Source organism: Mycolicibacter longobardus, assembly GCF_002102265.1.
In the GTDB taxonomy this organism is placed as follows: domain Bacteria; phylum Actinomycetota; class Actinomycetes; order Mycobacteriales; family Mycobacteriaceae; genus Mycobacterium; species Mycobacterium longobardum.
Window position 1 is genome coordinate 1 of record NZ_LQPG01000035.1, and the last position, 21,610, is coordinate 21,610.

General features: G+C 64.7%; 22 protein-coding genes. 3 read left to right on the forward strand and 19 right to left on the reverse strand.

Annotation, left to right across the window (positions count from 1 at the left end; genetic code table 11):
• Positions 1 to 1,344: 1,344 nt before the first annotated feature.
• Positions 1,345 to 4,557, forward strand: a complete 3,213-nt coding sequence (locus AWC16_RS25650) for a PE family protein (RefSeq protein WP_165759255.1) — start codon at positions 1,345 to 1,347, stop codon at positions 4,555 to 4,557.
• A gap of 203 nt (positions 4,558 to 4,760) precedes the next feature.
• Here AWC16_RS25650 and AWC16_RS17810 read toward each other — a convergent pair whose 3' ends face one another.
• The 11 genes from AWC16_RS17810 to AWC16_RS17865 form a co-directional block, all read right to left on the reverse strand.
• Positions 4,761 to 5,786, reverse strand: a complete 1,026-nt coding sequence (locus AWC16_RS17810; protein ID WP_085266079.1) for a hypothetical protein — start codon at positions 5,784 to 5,786, stop codon at positions 4,761 to 4,763.
• 286 nt (positions 5,787 to 6,072) lie between these two features.
• A complete protein-coding gene (locus AWC16_RS17815) occupies positions 6,073 to 6,270 on the reverse strand; it encodes a hypothetical protein (RefSeq protein WP_085266080.1) in 198 nt (65 codons plus the stop codon).
• A 39-nt stretch (positions 6,271 to 6,309) separates the two neighbouring features.
• Positions 6,310 to 6,606, reverse strand: a complete 297-nt coding sequence (locus AWC16_RS17820) for a hypothetical protein (RefSeq protein ID WP_112683171.1) — start codon at positions 6,604 to 6,606, stop codon at positions 6,310 to 6,312.
• A gap of 1,744 nt (positions 6,607 to 8,350) precedes the next feature.
• Positions 8,351 to 9,724: a hypothetical protein gene (locus AWC16_RS17830; RefSeq protein WP_234812332.1), complete on the reverse strand. Its 1,374-nt coding sequence runs from the start codon at positions 9,722 to 9,724 to the stop codon at positions 8,351 to 8,353.
• A gap of 484 nt (positions 9,725 to 10,208) precedes the next feature.
• Positions 10,209 to 10,634, reverse strand: a complete 426-nt coding sequence (locus AWC16_RS17835) for a hypothetical protein (protein WP_085266084.1) — start codon at positions 10,632 to 10,634, stop codon at positions 10,209 to 10,211.
• Positions 10,635 to 10,988: 354 nt separating this feature from the next.
• Positions 10,989 to 11,246 carry a hypothetical protein gene (locus AWC16_RS17840; RefSeq protein ID WP_085266085.1) on the reverse strand — a complete coding sequence of 86 codons (258 nt, stop codon included), beginning with the start codon at positions 11,244 to 11,246 and terminating at the stop codon, positions 10,989 to 10,991.
• Between the two features lie 59 nt (positions 11,247 to 11,305).
• Positions 11,306 to 11,473, reverse strand: a complete 168-nt coding sequence (locus tag AWC16_RS24460; protein WP_165759256.1) for a hypothetical protein — start codon at positions 11,471 to 11,473, stop codon at positions 11,306 to 11,308.
• 58 nt (positions 11,474 to 11,531) lie between these two features.
• Positions 11,532 to 11,852 (reverse strand): hypothetical protein, encoded by a 321-nt coding sequence (locus AWC16_RS17850; protein WP_133055964.1) that lies wholly within the window; start codon positions 11,850 to 11,852, stop codon positions 11,532 to 11,534.
• An 80-nt stretch (positions 11,853 to 11,932) separates the two neighbouring features.
• Positions 11,933 to 12,289: a hypothetical protein gene (locus AWC16_RS17855; RefSeq protein WP_085266088.1), complete on the reverse strand. Its 357-nt coding sequence runs from the start codon at positions 12,287 to 12,289 to the stop codon at positions 11,933 to 11,935.
• Positions 12,290 to 12,461: 172 nt separating this feature from the next.
• The gene (locus tag AWC16_RS17860) at positions 12,462 to 12,833 is read right to left on the reverse strand and encodes a hypothetical protein (protein ID WP_085266089.1); all 372 of its coding nucleotides are present in this window, start codon (positions 12,831 to 12,833) and stop codon (positions 12,462 to 12,464) included.
• 84 nt (positions 12,834 to 12,917) lie between these two features.
• Complete coding sequence (locus AWC16_RS17865; protein ID WP_085266090.1) at positions 12,918 to 13,124, reverse strand: hypothetical protein; 207 nt, start codon at positions 13,122 to 13,124, stop codon at positions 12,918 to 12,920.
• Positions 13,125 to 13,697: 573 nt separating this feature from the next.
• Here AWC16_RS17865 and AWC16_RS25655 point away from each other — a divergent pair.
• The gene (locus tag AWC16_RS25655) at positions 13,698 to 15,593 is read left to right on the forward strand and encodes a serine/threonine-protein kinase (protein ID WP_085266092.1); all 1,896 of its coding nucleotides are present in this window, start codon (positions 13,698 to 13,700) and stop codon (positions 15,591 to 15,593) included.
• Between the two features lie 203 nt (positions 15,594 to 15,796).
• Entirely contained in the window at positions 15,797 to 17,713 is a 1,917-nt protein-coding gene (locus AWC16_RS25660) for a serine/threonine-protein kinase (protein WP_085266093.1), read from the forward strand.
• 128 nt (positions 17,714 to 17,841) lie between these two features.
• Here the strand turns inward: AWC16_RS25660 and AWC16_RS17885 are convergent, their stop codons facing one another.
• The 8 genes from AWC16_RS17885 to AWC16_RS17920 form a co-directional block, all read right to left on the reverse strand.
• Positions 17,842 to 18,219, reverse strand: a complete 378-nt coding sequence (locus tag AWC16_RS17885) for a hypothetical protein (RefSeq protein ID WP_165759257.1) — start codon at positions 18,217 to 18,219, stop codon at positions 17,842 to 17,844.
• A complete protein-coding gene (locus tag AWC16_RS17890; protein ID WP_085266095.1) occupies positions 18,216 to 18,503 on the reverse strand; it encodes a hypothetical protein in 288 nt (95 codons plus the stop codon). Before AWC16_RS17890 ends, AWC16_RS17885 begins: the two co-directional genes overlap by 4 nt.
• The gene (locus tag AWC16_RS24465) at positions 18,500 to 18,646 is read right to left on the reverse strand and encodes a hypothetical protein (protein ID WP_165759258.1); all 147 of its coding nucleotides are present in this window, start codon (positions 18,644 to 18,646) and stop codon (positions 18,500 to 18,502) included. Before AWC16_RS24465 ends, AWC16_RS17890 begins: the two co-directional genes overlap by 4 nt.
• A 67-nt stretch (positions 18,647 to 18,713) precedes the next feature.
• Positions 18,714 to 19,112, reverse strand: coding sequence for a hypothetical protein (locus AWC16_RS17900; protein WP_085266097.1), 399 nt, complete (start codon positions 19,110 to 19,112; stop codon positions 18,714 to 18,716).
• An 84-nt stretch (positions 19,113 to 19,196) separates the two neighbouring features.
• Complete coding sequence (locus tag AWC16_RS17905; protein WP_085266098.1) at positions 19,197 to 19,559, reverse strand: hypothetical protein; 363 nt, start codon at positions 19,557 to 19,559, stop codon at positions 19,197 to 19,199.
• A 597-nt stretch (positions 19,560 to 20,156) separates the two neighbouring features.
• On the reverse strand, positions 20,157 to 20,408 hold the full coding sequence (locus AWC16_RS17910) for a hypothetical protein (protein WP_085266099.1): 252 nt from the start codon (positions 20,406 to 20,408) through the stop codon (positions 20,157 to 20,159).
• A gap of 74 nt (positions 20,409 to 20,482) precedes the next feature.
• Complete coding sequence (locus AWC16_RS17915) at positions 20,483 to 20,770, reverse strand: hypothetical protein (RefSeq protein WP_085266100.1); 288 nt, start codon at positions 20,768 to 20,770, stop codon at positions 20,483 to 20,485.
• Between the two features lie 316 nt (positions 20,771 to 21,086).
• Positions 21,087 to 21,518, reverse strand: a complete 432-nt coding sequence (locus AWC16_RS17920; protein WP_085266101.1) for a hypothetical protein — start codon at positions 21,516 to 21,518, stop codon at positions 21,087 to 21,089.
• Positions 21,519 to 21,610 lie beyond the last annotated feature (92 nt).

Consider the following 21,610-nt stretch of genomic DNA (forward strand, 5'->3'; position numbering starts at 1 on the left):
TACAAACCGGAGAACACCTGCCGCACAACACAACCCCTCGCCCGACACCACCCACACTACAAACACCCACCGACAACACACCCCCTCATACAATCCACACGACGAAGCGGGCGCAGTACCAAGATGAACCCCCTCGGAGCCAGCCAGCCAAATCAGGCGATAAGGCGGCCGTACCGATAGCCGCCCCTGCCACCAGCTCGTCCAGTTCTCCGGTTCTAGCCCCCACCGCCGGCGTCCTCCTGCCGCCCCACTCCCTCAGCGACAGGAAAGCAACGCGCAGACGGCGTACAGGCACGATCTCCCAAAATCCGCGCGGTGATCGTGTCGCAGCGCCGGCCGACCGTCGTGGGCGTGGCATCGTTCAGCTACGAATACCAGCCGAGACGCGGCTGAGCCCGTATGTGCGGCCCGACGCTGCGATGCGAGGAAGAGGGGCAAAAACAGATGGCCTACAAAGCATTTCCAACATCTGGCAGCCAAGAATCCATCTTCATCGTCGGGCACGTCGAATCGTTTCCGAGGCATCCAGAGCCTGGAACCCGGGTTGCCCCCTTCCCTGGTGAGGTAGCGCCGCCAGATCACCCCGAACTGCTCTACGCCCTGGTGTCGGTGCGGTGGGCGCAGCAATGGACGTCCGTGGACATCGACACCGGTGAAAGCAGCACCGAATACAGGCGTGGCGGGACGCTAGGAACACCGGCAGGTACCACCTGGTACTTGGCGCCCGTCGCCTTCGACGGGAGCGCATACCAGCTAGCAGGCCGCACGGCCCGGGGATTCCGCGACGTACAGCTGCCCGCGATCCCAGGGCTGGACCCTCCCGCAGTCGTCCCGATCCACGACCACCCGCTGTAACCGGACGATTAGGCCACCAACAACACCACGCCGGCCCCGCGGAGATGGCACGCCCCAGGTGCCGCTGCGCCTCGCCAATCACCGTTAGCGTGGCCCTCAGCTCATCGAACGAGCAGAGAGTTCCGTCGCGAACACAGCCAGCAGACCTGCCGCCAGCAGACGCGCACCCCGAGCTGCGGCTCGGTATCGAGCGCCGCCTCGAGGGCGATGCCGGCCACGGGCCGCCGGTTCCCTACCGGACATGTGAACTAGCGTTCCGAAAACTCGGCGACTTACCCGATTAGGGAACCGTCAGGTACGTTTAATAAACTTGTGAGCCGAGGTTGAGAGTCTTCTTGATCCGTCTCCCAATCATTCGCAGGCCAGTGGCCTAGTTGGAAGTCCCAAGTTGAGGAGCGCATCTGCATGACCGGTCGCCGTAACGCCGAACAACGTCGTTCGTCCCGTCGGTACGGGGGCCCGGGCCGGGCCCTTGGGGCAGGAAGCGCAGTGAGTGTCTTCCTGGCGTTCGGGATGACGCCACTGACCGCGCCCGCGGCGATGGCCGATGTCGACGACGTGATCATCGATACGGCGGCGTCGTTGTTTGAGTCCTCGACTTGGGCCGACCCCGACGCGCTCAACGAGGCTTGGGATGCCCTGATCCTGCAGTACAACTGGAACGCACTGCTTCTGAACCTCGACGATCCCACCTTCGGGGCGGCCTTGTTCAACGAGTACTTCTACACTCCGCTGCACGTTTCCCTCGATACTTGGCTCGACAGCTCCGACGGCCAAGCGTTCGCTCATTTTGTCAACGCGGTGTCGGGGCAATATCTGATCGGCGACGGCGCTGACGGAACTATCGATGATCCCAATGGGGGAAATGCCGGACTGTTGTTCGGTGACGGCGGCAGCGGATATGGCTACTACGGCAGCGGCGGCAACGCCGGGTGGCTCTTCGGCGACGGCGGCAACGCTGGCTCGGCCGCCGCGGGCGGCACCCATGCACCGGTCACCACATTCGCGGCCGAAGATTCCGGTCCGATCAACGGTGCGCCCGGTGTTGGCGGCAACGCCGCATTCCTGTTCGGCAATGGCGGCAACGGCACCGACGGTGGTAACGGCCAATTCGGCGGTAACGGCGGAGCTGGTGGCGCAGGTGGTAGCGGTGGCTACTTCTTCGGAAACGGCGGTAATGGCGGCGACGGCGGCGCGGGCGGTGACGGCACCGCACTGCACCTCGACGGCGGCATGGGAGGCGCTGGAGGTGCTGGTGGCACCGGTGGACTTTGGTTTAGCAGCGGCGGCACCGGTGGAGCCGGAGGACGAGGTGGTGCCGGATTCATCGGCGATACCGGTGCTGCGGGCGCAGACGGCGGTGTTGGTGGCAACGGTGGCGCTGGCGGCACCGGAGGCGCCGGTGGGCAAGGCGGGACATTCTTCGGTAGCGGTGGCTCAGGCGGCCAAGGAGGAATCGGTGGCGCCGGCGGGACAGGCGGCACCGGCGGCGTAGGCGCGGTCGGAACCTTCGCCGGTAACGGGAATGGAAATGGCGGCAACGCTGGCGACGGTGGTGTCGGCGGCGTCGGTGGCCGAGGCGGGGCCGGTGGCGACGCTGGTCAAGGCGGTCTCTTCGGAAGCGCGGGCAGCAACGGCAACGGTGGTGCGGGCGGCTTAGGTGGAAATGCCGGAGTCGGTGGAACCGGTGGCGCGGGTGCTGCTGGCGTGGCCGGGCACCTGGCCGGCGGCAACGGCGGGAACGGCGGCGAGGGAGGTAATGCCGGTACTGGTGGTGCCGGCGGTAGCTCCGGTGGTAGCTCCGGTGGTGGCGTCTTCGCGGCGGCGGGTGCCAATGGTTCAGCAGGCCAGGGCGGCAACGGCGGTAACGGTGGGAAGGGTTATGACGCCTCCAGCGATGTAACTGCTGCGGCCGGTACCGCCGGTGGCGATGGTGGTGTTGGCGGTAACGCCGGTCGCGGTGGTCTCGAAGTTGGTGGCGGCGGAGCCGCTGACGGAACCGCGGGGATTGGCGGCGACGGCGGCCACGGCGCTGACGGTGCAGCCGGGGATAACGGCACGGCAGCCGATCCCGATGGTGGTGCTGGTAAGGCCGGCGGCACTGGTGGCGACGGCGGCTTAGGTGGCCTGCAGGCCGATGGTGTTACCCGTGCTGCCCAAGGTAATGGCGGCAATGGTGGTAACGGTGGCCAGGGGGGTGCCGGGTATATGGGTCTGAGTGGAGCGGCCCCCGGTGCCGACGGTCAAAACGGCGGTAATGGTGGTGCTGGCGGGAACGGTGGCGTCGGCGGCAATGGCGCTGCCGCGGGCGCCGGTGGCACCGGAGGAGTCGGAGGTTCCGGCGGCGACGGCGGCAGTGGGACCAGCGGTGCTCGCGGCACAAATGCGGCGGCTGATAGTGGCGACAACGGCGGAAACGGCGGAAACGGTGGTGCCGGTGGCAACGGCGGCGCTGGTGGCAAAGGCGGCAATGGTGGAGCCGGTGGCGTGGCAGACGATGGCGGTGTCGGAAGACATGGGGATGGTGGCCGAGGCGGAGACGGCGGCAGTGCCGGCAACGCCGGAGATGGTGGCGACGGAGGTTTTGGTGCGGGCGGCATCCAGAACCCGACTGCGGGCAGCGGCGGAAACGGCGGAAACGGCGGCACTCGGGGTGTCGCAGGCAGTGGCGGTGAAGGCGGATTAGGCGAGAGTGGTGCTGCATCAAATGGGCACACAGGGACTGCGGGCAGCGGCGGAAACGGCGGAAACGGCGGAAACGGCGGCGCTGGACGCGATTACGTAGTCAATAGCATTCCTCGCCCGGAGGCGCAGGTTGGAGGAACAGGCGGGAATGGTGGAACCGGCAATGGCGATGGCAGCAGGGGTGGCATAGGCGGAAACGGCGGCGACGGTGGGGATGGGTTTGGCTGGGGTGCAAACCCAGGGGCAGATGGCGGACGCGGCGGCGACGGCGGCAACGGGGTTGACGGTGCTGATGCAAACCACGGCGGCCGAGGAGGATTTGGTGGCGCTCAAGGTGGAGCGGGGGGCGACGGGGGTGACGGCGGGGCCAGCGACGGCGGTATCGGAGGCCAAGGTGGACATGGCGGCGCTGGCGAAGTCCGGACTGGTTTCCGTAGCGGCCCCGGTGGCGGTGGAGGCGCCGGCTCAGGCGGCACCGGTGGTAACGGAGGAGACGGCGGCGAGGCGACGGAAAACGGACTTGCTGGCTCTATAGAGCACGCCGGTGCCGGCGGTTACGGTGGCGCAGCCAACGGCGGCAATGGCGGCAATGGCGGAAACGGTGGAGATACCGGCAACAGGGTGGCATACAACTCGGTCGGCAACGGTGGAGATGGCGGAAACGGCGGGGACGGCAACGGCGGCAACGGCGGCGCAGGTGGTGATGGAGGCGCCGGCGGGAGCGGTTTCAGCTCTCACGGTGGTCGTGGTGGCGACGGTGGGAGTGGCGACGTTGACCGCACTGGCGGCGCCGGCGGGAATGGGGGCAACGGAGGCGGAGGCGGCAACGGCGGCCGCGGCGGCGCCGGCGGAAACGGCGGGCAAGTCGGCGCCAATGGGGACGGCTCGGGAGGCGACGGTGGAAACGGCGGGGACGGGGTCAATGGCCAGCTTGGCGGTCGAGGGGGGGCCGGTACGAATGGCGCTTTAGATGGCACCCCTGGCGCTTCAGGTACTCCCGGGGAGGATCGCGGTTAACCCGGTTGTGCCGAAAGACCCAGAATAATGGCCCCTGGGTCACTCATCGGGAACGCTCGGGTTCAGACCACTGATCAGAGCCCTCGGCTCTAGCTCGATGCCGTGAGAAGGTCGAGATTGGCGGGCCGGACAGCATCCCTGTTCGAACTCGCATTGCAAGAATCGCCGCGCCATGCTCACGTCCCGACAGGCAAGACGCTAAATCACCGCGGCGCTCTCATCACCGGAATGACCGGTTGCGGTGGCGGTCCGCTGGCTGCTTCACCGTTGAGTATGGAAAATTGCCCGCCGCAACCGTTCGGTATGTAGTACGTGACCGTCGGGTTCGTGTAGGACAAGGTTGCGATCTGCTGCGGTGTGATCGGCTGCCAGGGGCCAATTTTGGGTGGGATCGCTAGCCCACTGAGGCCACCTGTCGTCACCCCACCCAACTTGCCTTGGGCTTGGTCGGGCCCGGTTTGCGCCCAGGCGTCTCCACCAAGATTAACCGAGGTGAACTTCTGCGATTCGTAGGTATACGCGACCCACTGCTGCAACTGCGGGGCGCCACCATCGGTTGTCACAGTGCGGGTGTAACTGGTTGCATCGGTTCCCGAAACGCGAAAATGGTAATTCTCGGACACCGAGACATACGGTGCGGTGTCGTCGGTAAGCCACGTGCGCCCCGGCGTGTAGAAGCCGGTGGGTCCCGCCGGCCTCGCTGCCGCCCCGTCGAGTGAGTGATGCTCGACCGTGGGAGGCGGTGGGGTGTCGCCCGTGTACGGCGGGGGCGTGTAGTTCGTCCAGTACCCGAATCTCTCATCGCCGATGAACGGGTTATCCGGGTCAATCATTGGTCTCGGGCCAGGGCTTTCCGGCAACGGCCCGCCAGTCACATAGTCCACGGCCATGACGGTCGGGTCCTTGCCTGACGTCCGCGCATCCGAGCCGCCTTGTCCGGCCTTCCGGTCGAGATCTGTACCGATCCCCCCGACCCTGTCCCCGTTCCTCTTGTCCTGCTCACCGAGCGCTTGCGCAGCAACGCCCGCCTTGTCCGATGTCCTCGCTGCATCGTTGATCAGTTCCCGACTGGTCGCCACTTGCCCCTCGACGGCAGCAGCAACCCGCGAGTCAATTCCCACCCCGACTGACGTGGAGGCTTGGGTCTTCGCGCTATCGAACTCACCGCCGATAGACCGCATCCGCCCCACCGCCTCGGCCGGCGTCAGCCTGATCTGTGGATTCGGCACCCCAGCCCCCTTCCTGTACCGAATCTCCGCAGCTCACAGTCCTAAACTACGGGCGATCAACTGTACCGCGATCTACCTCGATCTGGCCGGGCTCCACCACAAACACCCCGACAGCGGACCCCCCTTCAACACCAAACCGGTACCTCGGGGCAGCCCGCTACCCCCTCATATTCTTCTTGATGCCCGGCCTGGCGATTAGCCGCCGGCAGCCCGTTCCAGCCCCTGCAGGGGTCACTAGAGGCCGCGCGAGCGGCGCGGTAACTGCAGCCCCAGGCATGCCCGGATGTCACCAGTCGGTAGACCAGACGTGCTCGCGGGAGATGAGTTCCCATTCGTCATCGCTGTTGTCCCGCGTGTAGATCTCAGCGTAGGTGTCGCCTCCCCCGACGAACTCCTCCAGCACAAACTTGGAGTCCTCCAAAGTGGCGTGCGTCGCCACCCCTCCGTTGCGCGCAACGGTGCGGTATTCAGTCTTCTGTTCCATTCCCCTTGCCCCCAGTCTGGCTGGTGCTTCTGAGCTGAATCAGACTTGCCGCGCGAGACTGATGGCCTTGGCCAATTCCCTCTCACACTGTTCGATGTCATCGGGTCGGCCGTCTAGATAAAGGCTTTCCTCCAACGCTCCCCGGTAGATGATCGCAGCAACCGCGGGCGTGGCCTGCACGATGTCGTGCGCCCGCGATTCGAGCCAATCATTCCAGCTATAACCAGCACCCGGATCGATGCTGAACTCGGTGAACGACACCTCTACCCCGTCGACGAATAGCCGCATACTGCATTCGTAGTCAGGATGCCGGTCGTGGAACATTTCGACTTGCACGCCGCGTCTCCCCTTCGATGATTCTTCGCTACTTAAGCTGACACCATTAGCGCAGCCCTCCGGAGCTGCGACACGTCAACGCCCTGGGTTCTAACCCTGTGCTGTTCGGGTCAGCAGCCGCGGTGGCGCGCCTCCTACCGGACTGGCCTTAACCCGCACACTCCGCACCTCTCAACGGCGACCGGCACCCCCATACTCTTCATACGGTGCGACCACATGCCACCCTGATCAGCGGCGGCGGCCGCCCGGGCCGGAGGTGCTTGGCCTGGCAGTACCCGCAGCTGGGTCCACAGCAGCTCGTACCCGGCAGTTCCGGCCTCCGCTGGCCGCTAAGCGGCTAAGCCTCTTGCGGTGCCCGAGATCGGACAATCACCGGCCAGCGCTCAGCACCTGGCCGCCGAGGCAAACCCGGCCCCGCGCAACGAATCTGGGACGGGGCCCGGATCCGTGCCGTTTGCTGTTCGTCCGCCTGGGCATCCTCGACAATCCGCGTGATCTTGGTCGTGAACACGGATCGTGCGAGCCCCAGGCCCCCGGATCAGCTCATTTCACCGATCCCGGCATGTCACCCAGGCTCATTACTTTGCAGGCTCATGACGAAGACCCAACTAGGCCCACGGCCTCCAGAATGCAACCTGCCAGTTCCACTCCGTCATGCCTGCGCAACGGTTCGACGAGCTCACAGATCAGTGGAATACCACCCACATTGACGAACGTGCCGGCGGAGGTCGTAACTCTGCGGGCTAACTCCAGCCCCGCTAGCGGGCCCACGTTGGCTGCCGGCCTCGTCGATGTGCACAGCCTCAACAGTCTGGCGAGGTAGTCGTCATGCCAGGCGCTGAATGCTGCCAGGACTGACCCATTGATGATCGTGGCGGCGTGAGGGGCGGCTAGCTGGCAGAGCCGATCGCTGATTTGCAGATCCACTAGCCGGCGCTCCCGGACAGTCGCGGCGACCTGGGAGTGCCGCAGCATCGATCCGTTGCTTACTTCAAAACCCCTGTAGTCGAAGCGGCCCACAGCACCGTGCAACGCTTCAACTTGGGCCTCAAGACTCGCTGACTCCTCCGCGGCGGACGTCCGTAGAAGGATCTGCCCTAGCCGTCGACTAATCACGGACCTTCGGAACACGATCTTGTGTCGCGCCGCGTGGGCGAGAACTTCAGAATCAGTCGGGTCATACTTACAGCTGTTGTTGCATCGCCGGCACATCGCCCTGACGTTCCCCTGCCGGTGCCTGCCGCCCCAACGGCCCGGTATCGGGTAGCGATCGAGCGTGACATCTTCGAACCGAAGCCCCGATCCACACCCACGGCAGGCCACCATGCGGCCATCTCCAGCGGTGTCAATCACCCATTGGCGCAGGTTGGCATTCTTGCCGCGCCGCGACGCGACCTGTTCGTTCACCCCCACACCCCCGTGAGCCACGTTCGTTAGGTCTCAAGTCTGGCCGGAAGGCAACTGACATCTGCGCTGCGAAACCCGCGCCCGCGAGTTTCGTGAGCCCCTCGTTTTCATCCACCCGCAGCCATGTGCCACCGGGCACCGGCTGCCCCCTCGAACACCCGGCGGGAGGCAACAGGCAACGTCCACGCAGTGGCGACCTGGCCGTCGTGCGGCCGACAGACCACCCGGCGACGTCGCGGCGGCGGCCTCCAGGCGTCCACGCTGGGCTACGCACAGCCGAGGGCCACCAACGGGCACCAGTAACCAGTAACCCAAACAGGCTCTCGTGACTTACCGATCAGCCCTCGGCGTCGGGTTCGGCCATCAACGCACCGAGTTCGGCGGCCGAGATCGACAGGGGTGCAGCGTGGGTGCGGATCAGTTGTGACAGCTTGGACGGCACGGCGGCAGCGGACCGATCTGCGAGGTCGACCCCGGCGCTGTGATACAGCCGGGCCACGGTCACGGCCAGCTCGTCTGGCCCAGTCCCGCGGTAGCCCGCGTTGTAGTAGCCACCGAACGCGGTAACCGGCATGGGCCAAACGGTCCCACGGCTGTCGCGGAAGAACGCGCTACGGCAGTCCGCGGCCAGCTCGAACTCGACCAGCCGCCCAGCCTCGGGCAGCTGGCTGCCGACCGTGACGTGGTACACGCCATCGACGGTCTCAACGATCCAGCAGTGGACGTTCTCAGGGTCCCGCCACCAGGTGCGCGGCTGCTCGTCGTCGTTGTCGACCAAGTCCGACTCGGCGAAACTCGCACCCAGCGTCTGCGGGTCATCGCAACACATCAGACGGTCGATCCATTCGCCAGCCAGCTTCCCGCTGTCGCGGGTAACTCGGATCGTCTCACTGACGACGGACTCGATCTCTCCTCGGCGGCGTAGCAACCGCTGCGCGGGCACTCTGGCTGCTCGGCTCGGCACCTTCAGGTTGAGCAGGCCCAGCACGTCGTACAGCGTGGGGGGAGCTGGGGTCTCTGGGATCAGGTAGTCGGGCCGCGCAGCCAGTATCAGGCCGGGACGCTCCGTGTCGCCCGGTACGTCGACGCCGGTCACCGAAGGCCGGTAGATCTCGCCTTCAATGCGCCGGTTTAGCCGATCTACGATGCCGCGGCACTGGTTGGCGTTCGCCGAGCCGGCCCCGTCGAGTAGCCCATGTAGTACCGCGGCGTCGTACCAGTCGGGGGCATATGGCCGGATGGCCTGCAGGGCCGCGCCGGGGCGCCACGCCGCCACCGCGTCAGGTCGGCGCAGTTCCGGCGGCCACCATGGCAAGTCCTGACGTAACAGCGCAGCCAGCTGGAACCAGCCCCGCCTCTCGGCCGTGACCTCCTCGGCGCCGTCCTGCCAATGCCGTTCTGCCACAGCCAATTCCGGCTGGAATCTGTACCCGTCCTCCCCTGGCGGTGTCGGCAGGTAGCACACTTCCGGCGTCACGACGGCAACCGCACTGACCTCCGGCGCTCGCGCCAGCAGCCGCCGGGCGCATGTCATCGTGTCGCTGGTGTGCAGCGCCGCGTAGACCACCGCGACGGTGCCGCGGTCGTCTGTCGGCTGCCAGAGATGAACGGCGCACTCTATGGGGCGGCCGCGCACCTGTACCAAGGCGCTTTCCGCGGCGACGAACTTGGCCGGCGATAGACCGTGTCCGTCGTGGAAAATACGCGGCACGATGCTGTGCAGGCTGGGGCGCGCCGCCCTGATCCACAGGTATGCCTGAGCTAGCGCCCACCGAGCACCGAGCGCACTGGCCGCCGGCTCAGGGAACGTCTTATCTCGCGAACGGTACTGCCGTACGGCAGCAGCAGAGACGCCCAGGAGAGCGCCGAAGGCCTCACTCCCCAGGCTCGGTTCCCACCAGCCTGCGACCGTGCGCCAATACTGGTCGTCGCTGTCGGGCAGTGGGTGCTTCGCAGCTTGAGATTGCCCCATCCAGCCACCCTAGCCCCATGACCCCCATCCTGTCACGCTTTCGCGTGACAGTTACTTGTCCACCTTGTCTATTGTCACGTTACGGCGCGGCCGGGTGAATTTACGGGGCCTCATCTATCGGTGAACAGCCGCGCGGCGCATCGCGTGGCCGGTGCCCAGCAGGCCCCTGTCACTTACTGATTCCATGCCCCGGACCCGTCCTACAGCGGGAGCCCGCACTCCATCAGAAGGGGGCATTCGCTGCGGTCGCCCACATCAACACTTGCGCCGTGACAGCCACGCCTCGGTGGGCTGACATCAGATCGTGGTGGAAGATCCAGGTGTCGACCGTCGCCGTTTTGCCCGTCGGGGAAAGGGATTCGGCGGGGATCGCGGTGTACAGGCTTCCACTGAAGCTCATGTCGCCCGTGTTGCTCCAGTACCAGCTTCCGCCACGGGACGTTTGAATGCTGGCGGCTGCGCCGTCAGCCCCTGGCCATACATGGCTGATGCGCAGCTGTTCACCGGTAGGAAACTCAACAACGTCGCCGCAGAGGGGATTGAACCCATCGTGCTCGGCGGCCAGGGTGTCGCGATTCCGTTGCCGCTCGGCGAGCAAGGCGAGATCTTTCTCATCGGCGGGTCCGTGGTATTCCCCGTAGAGGTTCAATTAACTCTCCAATCGTCGAGTGTGGCGAGGCCTGCGACCAGACGCCAAATGCGGTCGGCGCAGTGTGTTGAGTGCCCCCACGATGCCGCCGTTTCGGCCCCACGCATTAGATGCCTTACCGGCAGCGCCTACTCGCACCTGTCGTCCCAGTTCGCTTCCTAGCCGGACTGATTCAATTTCAATAGAGTTCAGTCTTGCCGACGTCAGCCACGCATTCGCGCGGCGACACTCGGCCGGCTAGACCTCCACTTCCAGGCCGTCTCGCGTCCCTGCTGACACCATGGCATGTGAATCCCACTGCACGTTTCGCAGTTGGCCGCTACCTGATTGCCGCGACCTGGCCCCGCCTCGCAATTAGGCTGCGAACACCTCGCTGTGAGTGAAGGAACCGTCGATGGCCGTCACCGTGACATACGTCTGATCCCCGGGGGCGGTTAGTCCGGAGAACATCTGCGCGGCAACTTGAGCCGCGGTTTGCGGGTCAGCCCAGATACCGCCAAACTGGGCGTTGCTGCGCAGTTCAAAGATTGGAGTGTCGACCAGGGTCCTGTCCCAGCCGTCTCGGCAGCCGACGACCCGTACCTGAACTCGCCAGTCGTAGCTATCGGCCATTCTTCCCACCTAAACCCTTCCAGCATCCAGCCCTCGTCGTCATGTTCTCCGGGCTCCTTTCAGTGTTCGAGCATCTGGTGGGCGACCCACTCCCAGTAACCGAGCCGGGTATCGCCGCAGGCAACTTCGTACTGCCAGTCACTGACTGGCCGGTCAGGGTGCTCACCCCACATTCCGTGGCGCTGAATCAATGCATCAGCCTCGGCGTGCAGTTGTAATGCGCTCATGTGAGCGAAGCCCTTCCCCATAGCAGGTTGTTGACGTCAATTTCGAGCCCGTCGAAACTCAGTAGTCGTAATCGCGCACGACCTCATGTGCAACGCAGATTCCACGCCAATACCAGACCCGCCCGATGCCCAAACTGTCGCCGGCTGGATTCGACAGCTGAGCGATCCAGCCCTGAATGTCGTTCTGCGTCGCATCGGCGTTGTCGCGGCTGGCAAGAATGGCGGCCAGCGTGTACGTGAACGAGGCGAGGGCGTTGCCGGTGTAGGCGATGCACCTGTCGCCGAACATTCCGCGGCCGGAGTAGCTGAGGTCAACGTCTTCCACGGCAACGTCTTTGAGCATCGTGTCGATCTCATCTCGGGTGAGCGTGATGGTCATGGCTGTGTCCTCTCCCATTGGTTGTTCAGGTCTGTGCATCGGCGCCGAAGGTCCTTGCTCGGGTACGTGACCGGCCCGGATCAGGGCACGGCATTCTCGGGTGGGTGCTGCCAGAGCGCGATCGTCCGCACATGCCGGGTACGTCGGCCCATGAAGCTCGTGCACATGCCGGGAACGCCGAGTCGTGTGGTGAATAGCCGCCCGTGGCAGTCCGGGCACAAGGTCTGCAGTTCAACCACTCCGGGGTGGCCGGGTGTCGCGTGTGTCCAGGTGTTCCAGGCGTCCTGCCATGAGTCGAAGTTCTGCCCGGCACCGGCGGTCCAGGCGGCAAAGGCGCGTCGGAGTTCCTGGTGGGCATCGAAGGGCCTCAGCTGTGGCAGTGCATCGGCCAGGACGCGGTGCGGGATTTGATGGATCTGCCAACTGATGCTGTTCATGGTCGTATCCGTCACGGCTTACGTGTCTCGGCCGCCGACGGTCCAGCCGATGGCGTCGCGCCCGGTCGGGCCGATACTGGTGACGGCCCGGCTGCGCAGAGACCGGATCTGGCGAGGATGCCGCGCTCGACGACGCGCCGCGCCGGCGGAACAGCGGGATGCTGGCCGGTGCTTAGGCGGCATCGTCAGCGTCCCAGAAGTCGCTCACGCCGGCGGCGAATGCAACTCGGTAGTCCTCGGCATCGAACCCACTGAACCGGTCCGGAACGTCGCAGACCACTTCAGTCTCGCGGGTGGCGCCTTGGTAGGCGTTGGCGTAGTTGGCACAGTCCCAGCCGCGGGAGTGCCCGAGTTCGCAGGCCTCCGCGCTCGCCCAGACTACGTTCTGCGAGTAGGGGTCCGAACCGGCGCCGGCGGTGTCGGTGTGCACGACGGATGCGTTCTGGCCGGTGTCGCGCAGTTGCTGCGCGATTTTCAGGCAGTGGTGCGGATCGTAGGCGAATGAGCTGACCGTGCCGTTGCTCTGGACCGCATACAGCCTCATCGAATGTCCCCCTTGATTGTTGTGCGTTGCCTTGTTGGTCGATTAGGTTGCACAGCCGGCCTTTTCGCCCATACCCAGCTGGGTCTAAAACTCCTGCTGACCGTCTGGTGGGTAGACGCGCTCGAGGATCTCCGCCACCTGTCCCGGTTCCTCATAGTGAGCTTCGGAATTGCCCTGCCACACAAACATCTGGTGTCCGGCATCCCAGCGGGCGTAGCGGTGGGTGCGTGGATGCTTCAGCAGAATCGAATAGTGCGCACCGTCTTTGCAGTCGGCGATCGTGATGGTCATTTGCTCCCCCAACTCTTTTCGGTTGCGTTGATGCCCCCGGGGGCCCAGGTGGGTATGGCCGCCATCGCTGTTGTCTTCAACGACGCGTTCACCGTGTTCTCGGCAGATCGCGTCCACATGAATCGGTGGCTACTACTTGAGCGGGGCGAGCAACTCGCCCGGGGCGCTTGCCAATCGCGCTGACTGTGGTGGTGTCGGCAGTTCCGTCGGCCCACATGCCTACGTTGGGGGAAATTGCGTGCTTCGGCCAGGGCGGTGGTCACGGCTCCCCCCTCGTGCGGTCCGTGTCATTTGCACGGCCTTCACTCGATGATGTCTGAGCCGATCCGTGCATTTCGGGCCGCGACACGCACCTGCTGCTACTTCTCGCTCGCCTCACGGTCGATGTCGTACATGCCGTTCCAATCCCACGGCAAGCTGCCCGAATCGTCGAGCAGCGGAGTGACGTCCATAACGTCGCCGGGCGTTAGCCCGGCCAGGCCAGGGCACGGCTCACTCATGCCGCTGATCCGCGTCGCTCTAGCGGCTCTATGGCTTTATGATCCGTTCGAGTCGTAATTGAGGTGGTGATCGGTGGCGTCGGCGGGGTCGCGGGTCGGTTCACGGATCGGGCCGTACAGGCTGACCCGACTACTGGGCAGCGGCGGGTTCGGCGAGGTCTACGCCGCTCACGACACCGACAAAGACCGCATGGTCGCCCTGAAACTCATGACCGCCGCCTACTCCGCCGACCCGGTCTTTCGCCAACGCCTGTTCCGCGAAGCCAGCACTGCCGGACGCCTCAACGAACCCCACGTCGTACCCATCCACTCCTACGGCGAAATCGACGGCCAGCTCTACATCGACATGCGCCTCGTCGACGGCACCGACCTGCAAAAGGTCCTCGCCCACACCGGCCCCCTCGACCCCAACCGGGCCGTGCGGATCATCCGCCAAATCGCCTCAGCACTCGACGCCGCCCACGCCGCCACCCTGGTGCACCGCGACGTCAAACCTGCCAACATCCTGCTCACCGGCGACGACTTCGCCTACCTCGCCGACTTCGGCCTGGCCAACGCCGCTACCGACACCAAACTCACCAACACCGGCACCACCATCGGCACCATGGCCTACCTCGCTCCCGAACGCTTCACCCACCTCAGCAACCCCGACCATCGAGCCGACATCTACGCCCTGACCTGCGTGCTCTACGAATGCCTCACCGGCACACCTCCCTACCAAGCCACCGACCTACCCGGCCTCATGGGAGCACACCTAAGCGCCCCCATCCCCCAACCCAGCAAACACCGACCCGGCATACCCGCAGCCCTCGATGGCGTCATTTCCATCGGCATGGCCAAAGAACCCATCAACCGCTACCCCACCGCCGGCGCACTGGCCACCGCCGCCCGTTACGCACTGGCCGCACCCAACCTCAACCCCCACCAGGCCAACACACAAGCCGCCCCACTGCACGGCGACCTCCACCAGGCCACCACCCACGCCGTGCCATCCGACGGCAGCATCCAGACCTATTGGCCCACACCACCACCAACCCGACGCCCCAGCCGGCGCGCCCTCATCACCACCGCCATCACCGCCATCACCGCCATCACAGCCATCACCGCAACCGTCACACTGACCCACCGACCCGCCCACACCAAAAACGCGACACACACCCAAACCCATGCCTCGCAGCAAAAGCCGCTAGATCGGGAGACCACACTTCCGTTCAGCTTCACCAATCTGTACGGCATCGCGGTAGACCGTGACAACAACATCTATGCGGTCGGCAACGCGACCGGCATGTCGGGGAGGAACCCCGCGGTGATGAAGCTGACCCCTGGGGCAGACACTCCCACCAAGCTGCCGTTCTCCGATCTCAATTGGCCGACAGCTCTGGCGGTCGACGGCTCCAGTAACGTCTACGTCCTCGATCTCGGCGATCACGGGACCAAGGTGCGCAAGCTCGCGGCCGGATCCAACTCCTCGGTCGAATTGCCGTTCCCTGCCGCCGACTTCACCCCTGCGGGTATAGCGGCAGATTCAGCGGGCAACGTCTACGTCTGCGACGGCGTCACCAACGGCACCGACAGGCTGTGGAAGCTCCCTGCCGGGTCAGATTCTCCGGTTACGCTGCCGTTTCCAGGCCCCCTCAGCTCCAACATCGCGGTCGCCGATACGGGCGACATCTACATCGCAGCGATGTCCAAGGTGGTGAAATGGTCGCCGAATTCCGGCCAGGTGACCGAACAGCCCTATCCACTGACGGTGATACCGGGAGGTGTTGCGGTCGACAAGACGGGCAACGCCTATGTCACTGACGGCAGTGGTAACGAAGTGTTGATGCTTCCTGCCGGCACAACCCAGCAGATCACGATGCCATTCAAAGGCCTGAAATGGCCCCAGGGTGTGACGGTAGATGCGGACGGCAATGTCTATGTCGCCAATCAAGGAAACAATCGCGTCTTGAAGCTCGCAGCTCAATAGTCCCTACCGGGGCGTCTGCAACGGCTCCGGACTTCGGTAGCGGTCTCGCGATCTGGTTGGCCACAGACGACTCCTGGCCGGCAAGCCCGCCGAGGCCGCCTCGACGAGCAGCTTCGTTGGTACGGCGACGACAAGCACATCGTCCGCAGATCCCGTCGGCGCTGCTTTATGATCCGTTCGAGTCGTAATTGAGGTGGTGATCGGTGGCGTCGGCGGGGTCGCGGGTCGGTTCACGGATCGGGCCGTACAGGCTGACCCGACTACTGGGCAGCGGCGGGTTCGGCGAGGTCTACGCCGCTCACGACACCGACAAAGACCGCATGGTCGCCCTGAAACTCATGACCGCCGCCTACTCCGCCGACCCGGTCTTTCGCCAACGCCTGTTCCGCGAAGCCAGCACTGCCGGACGCCTCAACGAACCCCACGTCGTACCCATCCACTCCTACGGCGAAATCGACGGCCAGCTCTACATCGACATGCGCCTCGTCGACGGCACCGACCTGCAAAAGGTCCTCGCCCACACCGGCCCCCTCGACCCCAACCGGGCCGTGCGGATCATCCGCCAAATCGCCTCAGCACTCGACGCCGCCCACGCCGCCACCCTGGTGCACCGCGACGTCAAACCTGCCAACATCCTGCTCACCGGCGACGACTTCGCCTACCTCGCCGACTTCGGCCTGGCCAACGCCGCTACCGACACCAAACTCACCAACACCGGCACCACCATCGGCACCATGGCCTACCTCGCTCCCGAACGCTTCACCCACCTCAGCAACCCCGACCATCGAGCCGACATCTACGCCCTGACCTGCGTGCTCTACGAATGCCTCACCGGCACACCTCCCTACCAAGCCACCGACCTACCCGGCCTCATGGGAGCACACCTAAGCGCCCCCATCCCCCAACCCAGCAAACACCGACCCGGCATACCCGCAGCCCTCGATGGCGTCATTTCCATCGGCATGGCCAAAGAACCCATCAACCGCTACCCCACCGCCGGCGCACTGGCCACCGCCGCCCGTTACGCACTGGCCGCACCCAACCTCAACCCCCACCAGGCCAACACACAAGCCGCCCCACTGCACGGCGACCTCCACCAGGCCACCACCCACGCCGTGCCATCCGACGGCAGCATCCAGACCTATTGGCCCACACCACCACCAACCCGACGCCCCAGCCGGCGCGCCCTCATCACCACCGCCATCACCGCCATCACCGCCATCACCGCCATCACCGCAACCGTCACACTGACCCACCGACCCGCCCACACCAAAAACGCGACACACACCCAAACCCAGCAATCCAGCCCCCACCAGCCGGCGACAACAGCGCAACCAACACAGCTGCCATTCACGTTCCTCACCCTGCTCGGCTTGACTGCGGACGAGGACGGCAACGTCTACACCGTCGGCAGCCCCTGGAACACCATCACGGTGATGAAACTGGCGGCCGGGTCCACCACACCCACCGAACTACCGTTTCCAGACCTTGGGAGCGCCTCAGACATCACGGTCGATACGTCCGGCTCCGTTTACGTCACCGATTTCAAAAACAAACGGGTGCGTAAGCTCTCTGCGGGGTCGAACTCTCCTATCGACCTGCCATTCTCCGATCTGGTGAGTCCGCAGGGTGTGGCGGTAGACGCAGCGGGCAACGTATACGTCAGCGACCAGGTCGAGTATGGCAACAACAGCATCTGGAGACTCGCTGCCGGATCGGATTCTCCCACCCGGCTGCCGTACTCCGTGCACTACGGTTCCGCGCACTTAGCGACGGACTCAGCGGGCAATCTATATATATGTGAGACGGGCCGGGTTACGCGGTTGGCGCCGGATTCCGGCAAGGAAACCCGACTGCCGTTCACTGATCTCAAGCGACCGGAAAGCGTCGCTATCGACAGTGCCGACAACATTTACGTGGCGGACGCGGGCGACAACAGCGTAGTGATGTTGCCGGTCGGCTCCACGAGACCGGTTGAGGTACCGGTCACCGGCCTCAAGTCCCCATCGAAAATTGCGGTCGATGCGGCAGCCAACATCTACGTCGCCGACAATGGCCAGGTTCGCAACAGCGATGGCTACGAGGGCATCGGCCGTGTCCTGAAACTCGCCGCGCAGTAACCCGTCCAACGATAGGAGCCGACCACCAGCGTTAGACGGGAAGTGGCAACGACCTCAAGGGAACCGGTGGATGCCCTCTCGCTGGGTCTGGCGACCGAGGGTGTACGTGCCGCCGGCGAGTCTCCCGATCACCGCCCGTGGGATCTGCCCCGATTGTGGAGTGGCACAGCGCTATTCGGCGGCGCCGAGATCCGGGTGATCGTGTAGCCGGATGGCAGTGTGAAGTTCATCTGTGTGGTTCCGAACTCGACCCGGCCGGCGTGCGATGTGCTCGGCTTTGCTGGGCCATTGACATGCGCGTGTTCGACTGCAGCGGCGCGCCGGGCGGCCTCAAGGTCGATGTCGTACATGCCGTTCCAATCCCACGGCAAGCTGTCCGGATCGTCGAGCAGCGGAGTGATGTCGATGACGTCGCCGGCACGGAGTTGTTCGACGGGTACTTGTTCCATGCTGAGCTCCGATCTCTGGTGCGGTTGACGGGAAAGCGAGGAAGCGGGCACGTTCATTGTTTCACCGGTTCGATGATGTGTGGCGCCATGTGATACCAGTGCCCATCATCGCCGCGGCAGTACAGTTCGTCCGGGTCGATCCGCCAGCTTTCCTGCTCATATGCGGTCAGCAGCTCCTCGCGGCGCTCCTGGTAGGGCGGATAGGGTTCGGCGGTCCCGTAGTGCCACCGGATCGTCCCATCGAGGTTGGTGGCCGGGCTGAGAATCCCGCCGGGAGTCTGGTGGTAGCGCACCCGATCGCCGCGTTGTACGGCGCTGCCGTCTGTGTAGTGGGCGATCATCCGCGGATCGCTTCGTTGACGATGGTGTCGATGGCATCTGGGATGCTGGAGAAGGGAATCGCCTCGGCGAGCCGTTCGTATTCCTCGTCGGTCAGCGGTGTGCCACCGGACCATTCACTGGCTTGTTCGCGCGAGATCAGCATGGCGGTGTTCCTTCCTTGTGGTGCAGTCGGCACCGACGGTTTCGGATCGGCGTAGGACGGTTGGCGGTTAGTACCGGTCTCGGTAGTTGATATTCATGAAGTGCACGACTCGGACCCCGTCGGGGTCCTGGGTGATCTTGGCCGGGGTCCGCTCAGCGTTGTCCGTGACCTCGGTGACCAGAATGGGCTCCACCGCCTCGAACCGGTCCCGGTCGCGATCCATCACGGTCCGATATCGTCCGGTCACCGGAATCCAGCCGCCTGCACCCTGTTCGGGAAGTGGAGACTCCAGCTCCAGCCCCCGCTCTGATAACCATCGGTAGAGCTCATCGGCTGTCCTGAACGCGGTGTGGGCCGTCTCTCGCGCCCGAAGCGTGTACCAGTAGCCGCAGGTGCGTTCGTGCGTGTCAGGCGTAAGCGACACAACATACATGCGGTCGAACTCCTGGACATACGCGTTTTCCATAGACGGTTCCCCTCCTTGCGATTGCCTCTACGTTCTTGTGCGGCAGCGTCAGTCCGACTCTTGACACTCGCACGGTCGGGCCGGTCAGCCAGCCTTCGTCTGGATTCCCAAGACCCAGTGCTCGTCGACAGCTGCGACACCGACGATCACCGTGTTCACGCGGCCGGCGGCCAGGTCGTCGAGGTGGCCGGCGAAGTTCCCGTGCTGCGGCCGGACATACGCCGCGTGGTAGCGGTACGCCGTCCAGGGCCCGGCAGTGAAGCTGTCCATGCCATGTTCGCCGACATGGCCGGGCACTTCGAAACTCGATCCGATGTCGGAGACGTAGAGACCCTCGGAGCTGGTATTGATGTCGAATCCGTCTGCGTTGCGGGTGATTTCGATATCCATATCGTCGAGGTGCATATCGCAGATGCGGTCGACGACCTGTTGGTAGCTCAGGGTCATGGCGTACCGCCCCGGCTGCCGGGTGCGGGGCGAACAGCACCTCGGGGCCGGCGCCCACCAAAGCGTAGGCCGCCTCGACCTGAGCGCGAACGATCGTCCGCCGTTTGCCCGCGCCGGCCGGCCCATGGCTCGCGGCCAGCGCCCATGATCACACCAGCTGGACCCCTCGGTGGGTCAACCACGGCCGGAGCATCCGTGCGGGCATCGCCGCGCGTTCTGCCGAAGTCCCCTCCCGGCCGGTATCCTACTGACCGCGGCGCGATCCAGTCTCGTTTCGCAGTTCGCTTCTGCTGCCCAGCTATTCGCATGCAGGTTCCCCTCCCCCGTGGAGCGCTCAGTCACCATCGTTGCACCCACGCACTGCGCAACTGAGCAGCAAAACCGCCCAACCCCTACTGATTCAGTGGCGGCCTTTATCGGTGTGGGTCCGGCGAGGCGACGGCCAGATGTATCGGTCGGTCACGCCCGACTGTCGATGTGGGCGCGCACCTCCCAAGCAAGGCGATCGCCGCGGCCCTGAGGCGCCTATCGGCGGGGCTGCATTCGCCTGCGGCCGCCAATGTTTGCGCAGACGGAGCGACCGCAGGGCCGCTCTGTTTAGCCGTCGCCGACGTGGCTACTCTCGTAGCCCTCCATGTCACCGACTTCGTCGTCGTAGTTGGACGGGTTGTCGCGCCAGTCGTCGCGCAGCCGCTGGCCGAGGGCGTTGTACTGCGCGTCGCACTTCGTGCATGAGACGTCACCCTGGCCGGGATAGTGTTGGACCTCGGCACCGCAGCGTGAACAGTCCCAGGCATAGACACGGCGCCCGTAGCCGTATTCATCGGCAATTTCACGGATTTCGGGCATATTTCAGTTCCTTCCACTGCTCGTGGGCCAGCAGCCCGGGGCACGCTGGGGGTTTACTTCGCCCAACGTCGTGGTCAGGGGTAAAACGGGTCTGCGTACTCACCGATGAGCCTTTCGAGAGGAAAGCCGTCATATGCGACGTAGAGCGTGCCGGCGACGATCTGCCACTCACCTCCCAGGTATTCATCCAGGATGATGTTGCGGGAGGCGTCCAGTGCATCGCTGGGCTGCGCCGGCGAGATACCGCGGTCACTCGCGCCAGCGGCCATCGCCTTCTGCACTCGTGCCAGGTAGTCGACGGTGCTGTCCGCCCCGGCTGCGATGATCTTGCCGAACCCCCACACGTCATAGACGGTCGCCACAGTTACTCCCCCCGAATCGACGATCCCGAATTCTGTCGATCGCATTCACGCGATCGGACACCCCGCAGCCCACCGCTCGACCCGGCTCCCCTCTCGGCCGGCACGCCGAGAGGGTGGCCTGGCGCGAGTCCGCGTATCCGCGCTCGATTGCGCACCTTCTCGCCACGCGCCCGCGTAGATCGCCACATCCCCCTCGTGCTGCCGATCAGCAATCGCTGGTGCATTCATGCCAACCATCACATCGCAGGGCACCTACGAGAATCGTTTTGCGACACGCCAACCCCCCTCCTTTCAAAGAGGTCGACCTGCGGTATCGCTAGCAGCTGTCAATTCCGGTGGTAATCGTGTGCACACCTGCAGCGTCATAGTTGTGATGCTCGTTGCCACCCAGTGCGGCAAGCGCCTGTGCGACCAGCTGGGGCAGCATTGTTGCCGATGCCGTCTGATGCCTAACGCTGGCCAGGATCGTCTGTCCATCGACCCAATCTGGGTGCGCTGGATCGCTCGGATACAGGCTGACGTTGTAGCCGATGGCGATACCCTCGGATTCAAGTTGCCGCCGACGCTCAAGACCCATCAACCCGGCATCCCAGTCTGTGATCCACAGCCACACACCACCTTCGAGACGTGCCTCAGCAATCAGGCATCCGCCACCGGAGTCGAACACCTCGAACTTGATCCCGTATGACCTGGCAATGCTCGCGAGCAGGTCGGCGTATCCGAGGTTGTACGGGTCACGCACTGTCATGTTCTTTTCCTCTAACTCCGCCGGCTTCCAGCCCTATTCACTTGCCAACGCTATGTGCCGGCCGCAACCAATTCCGGCTGCAACATTCGGCC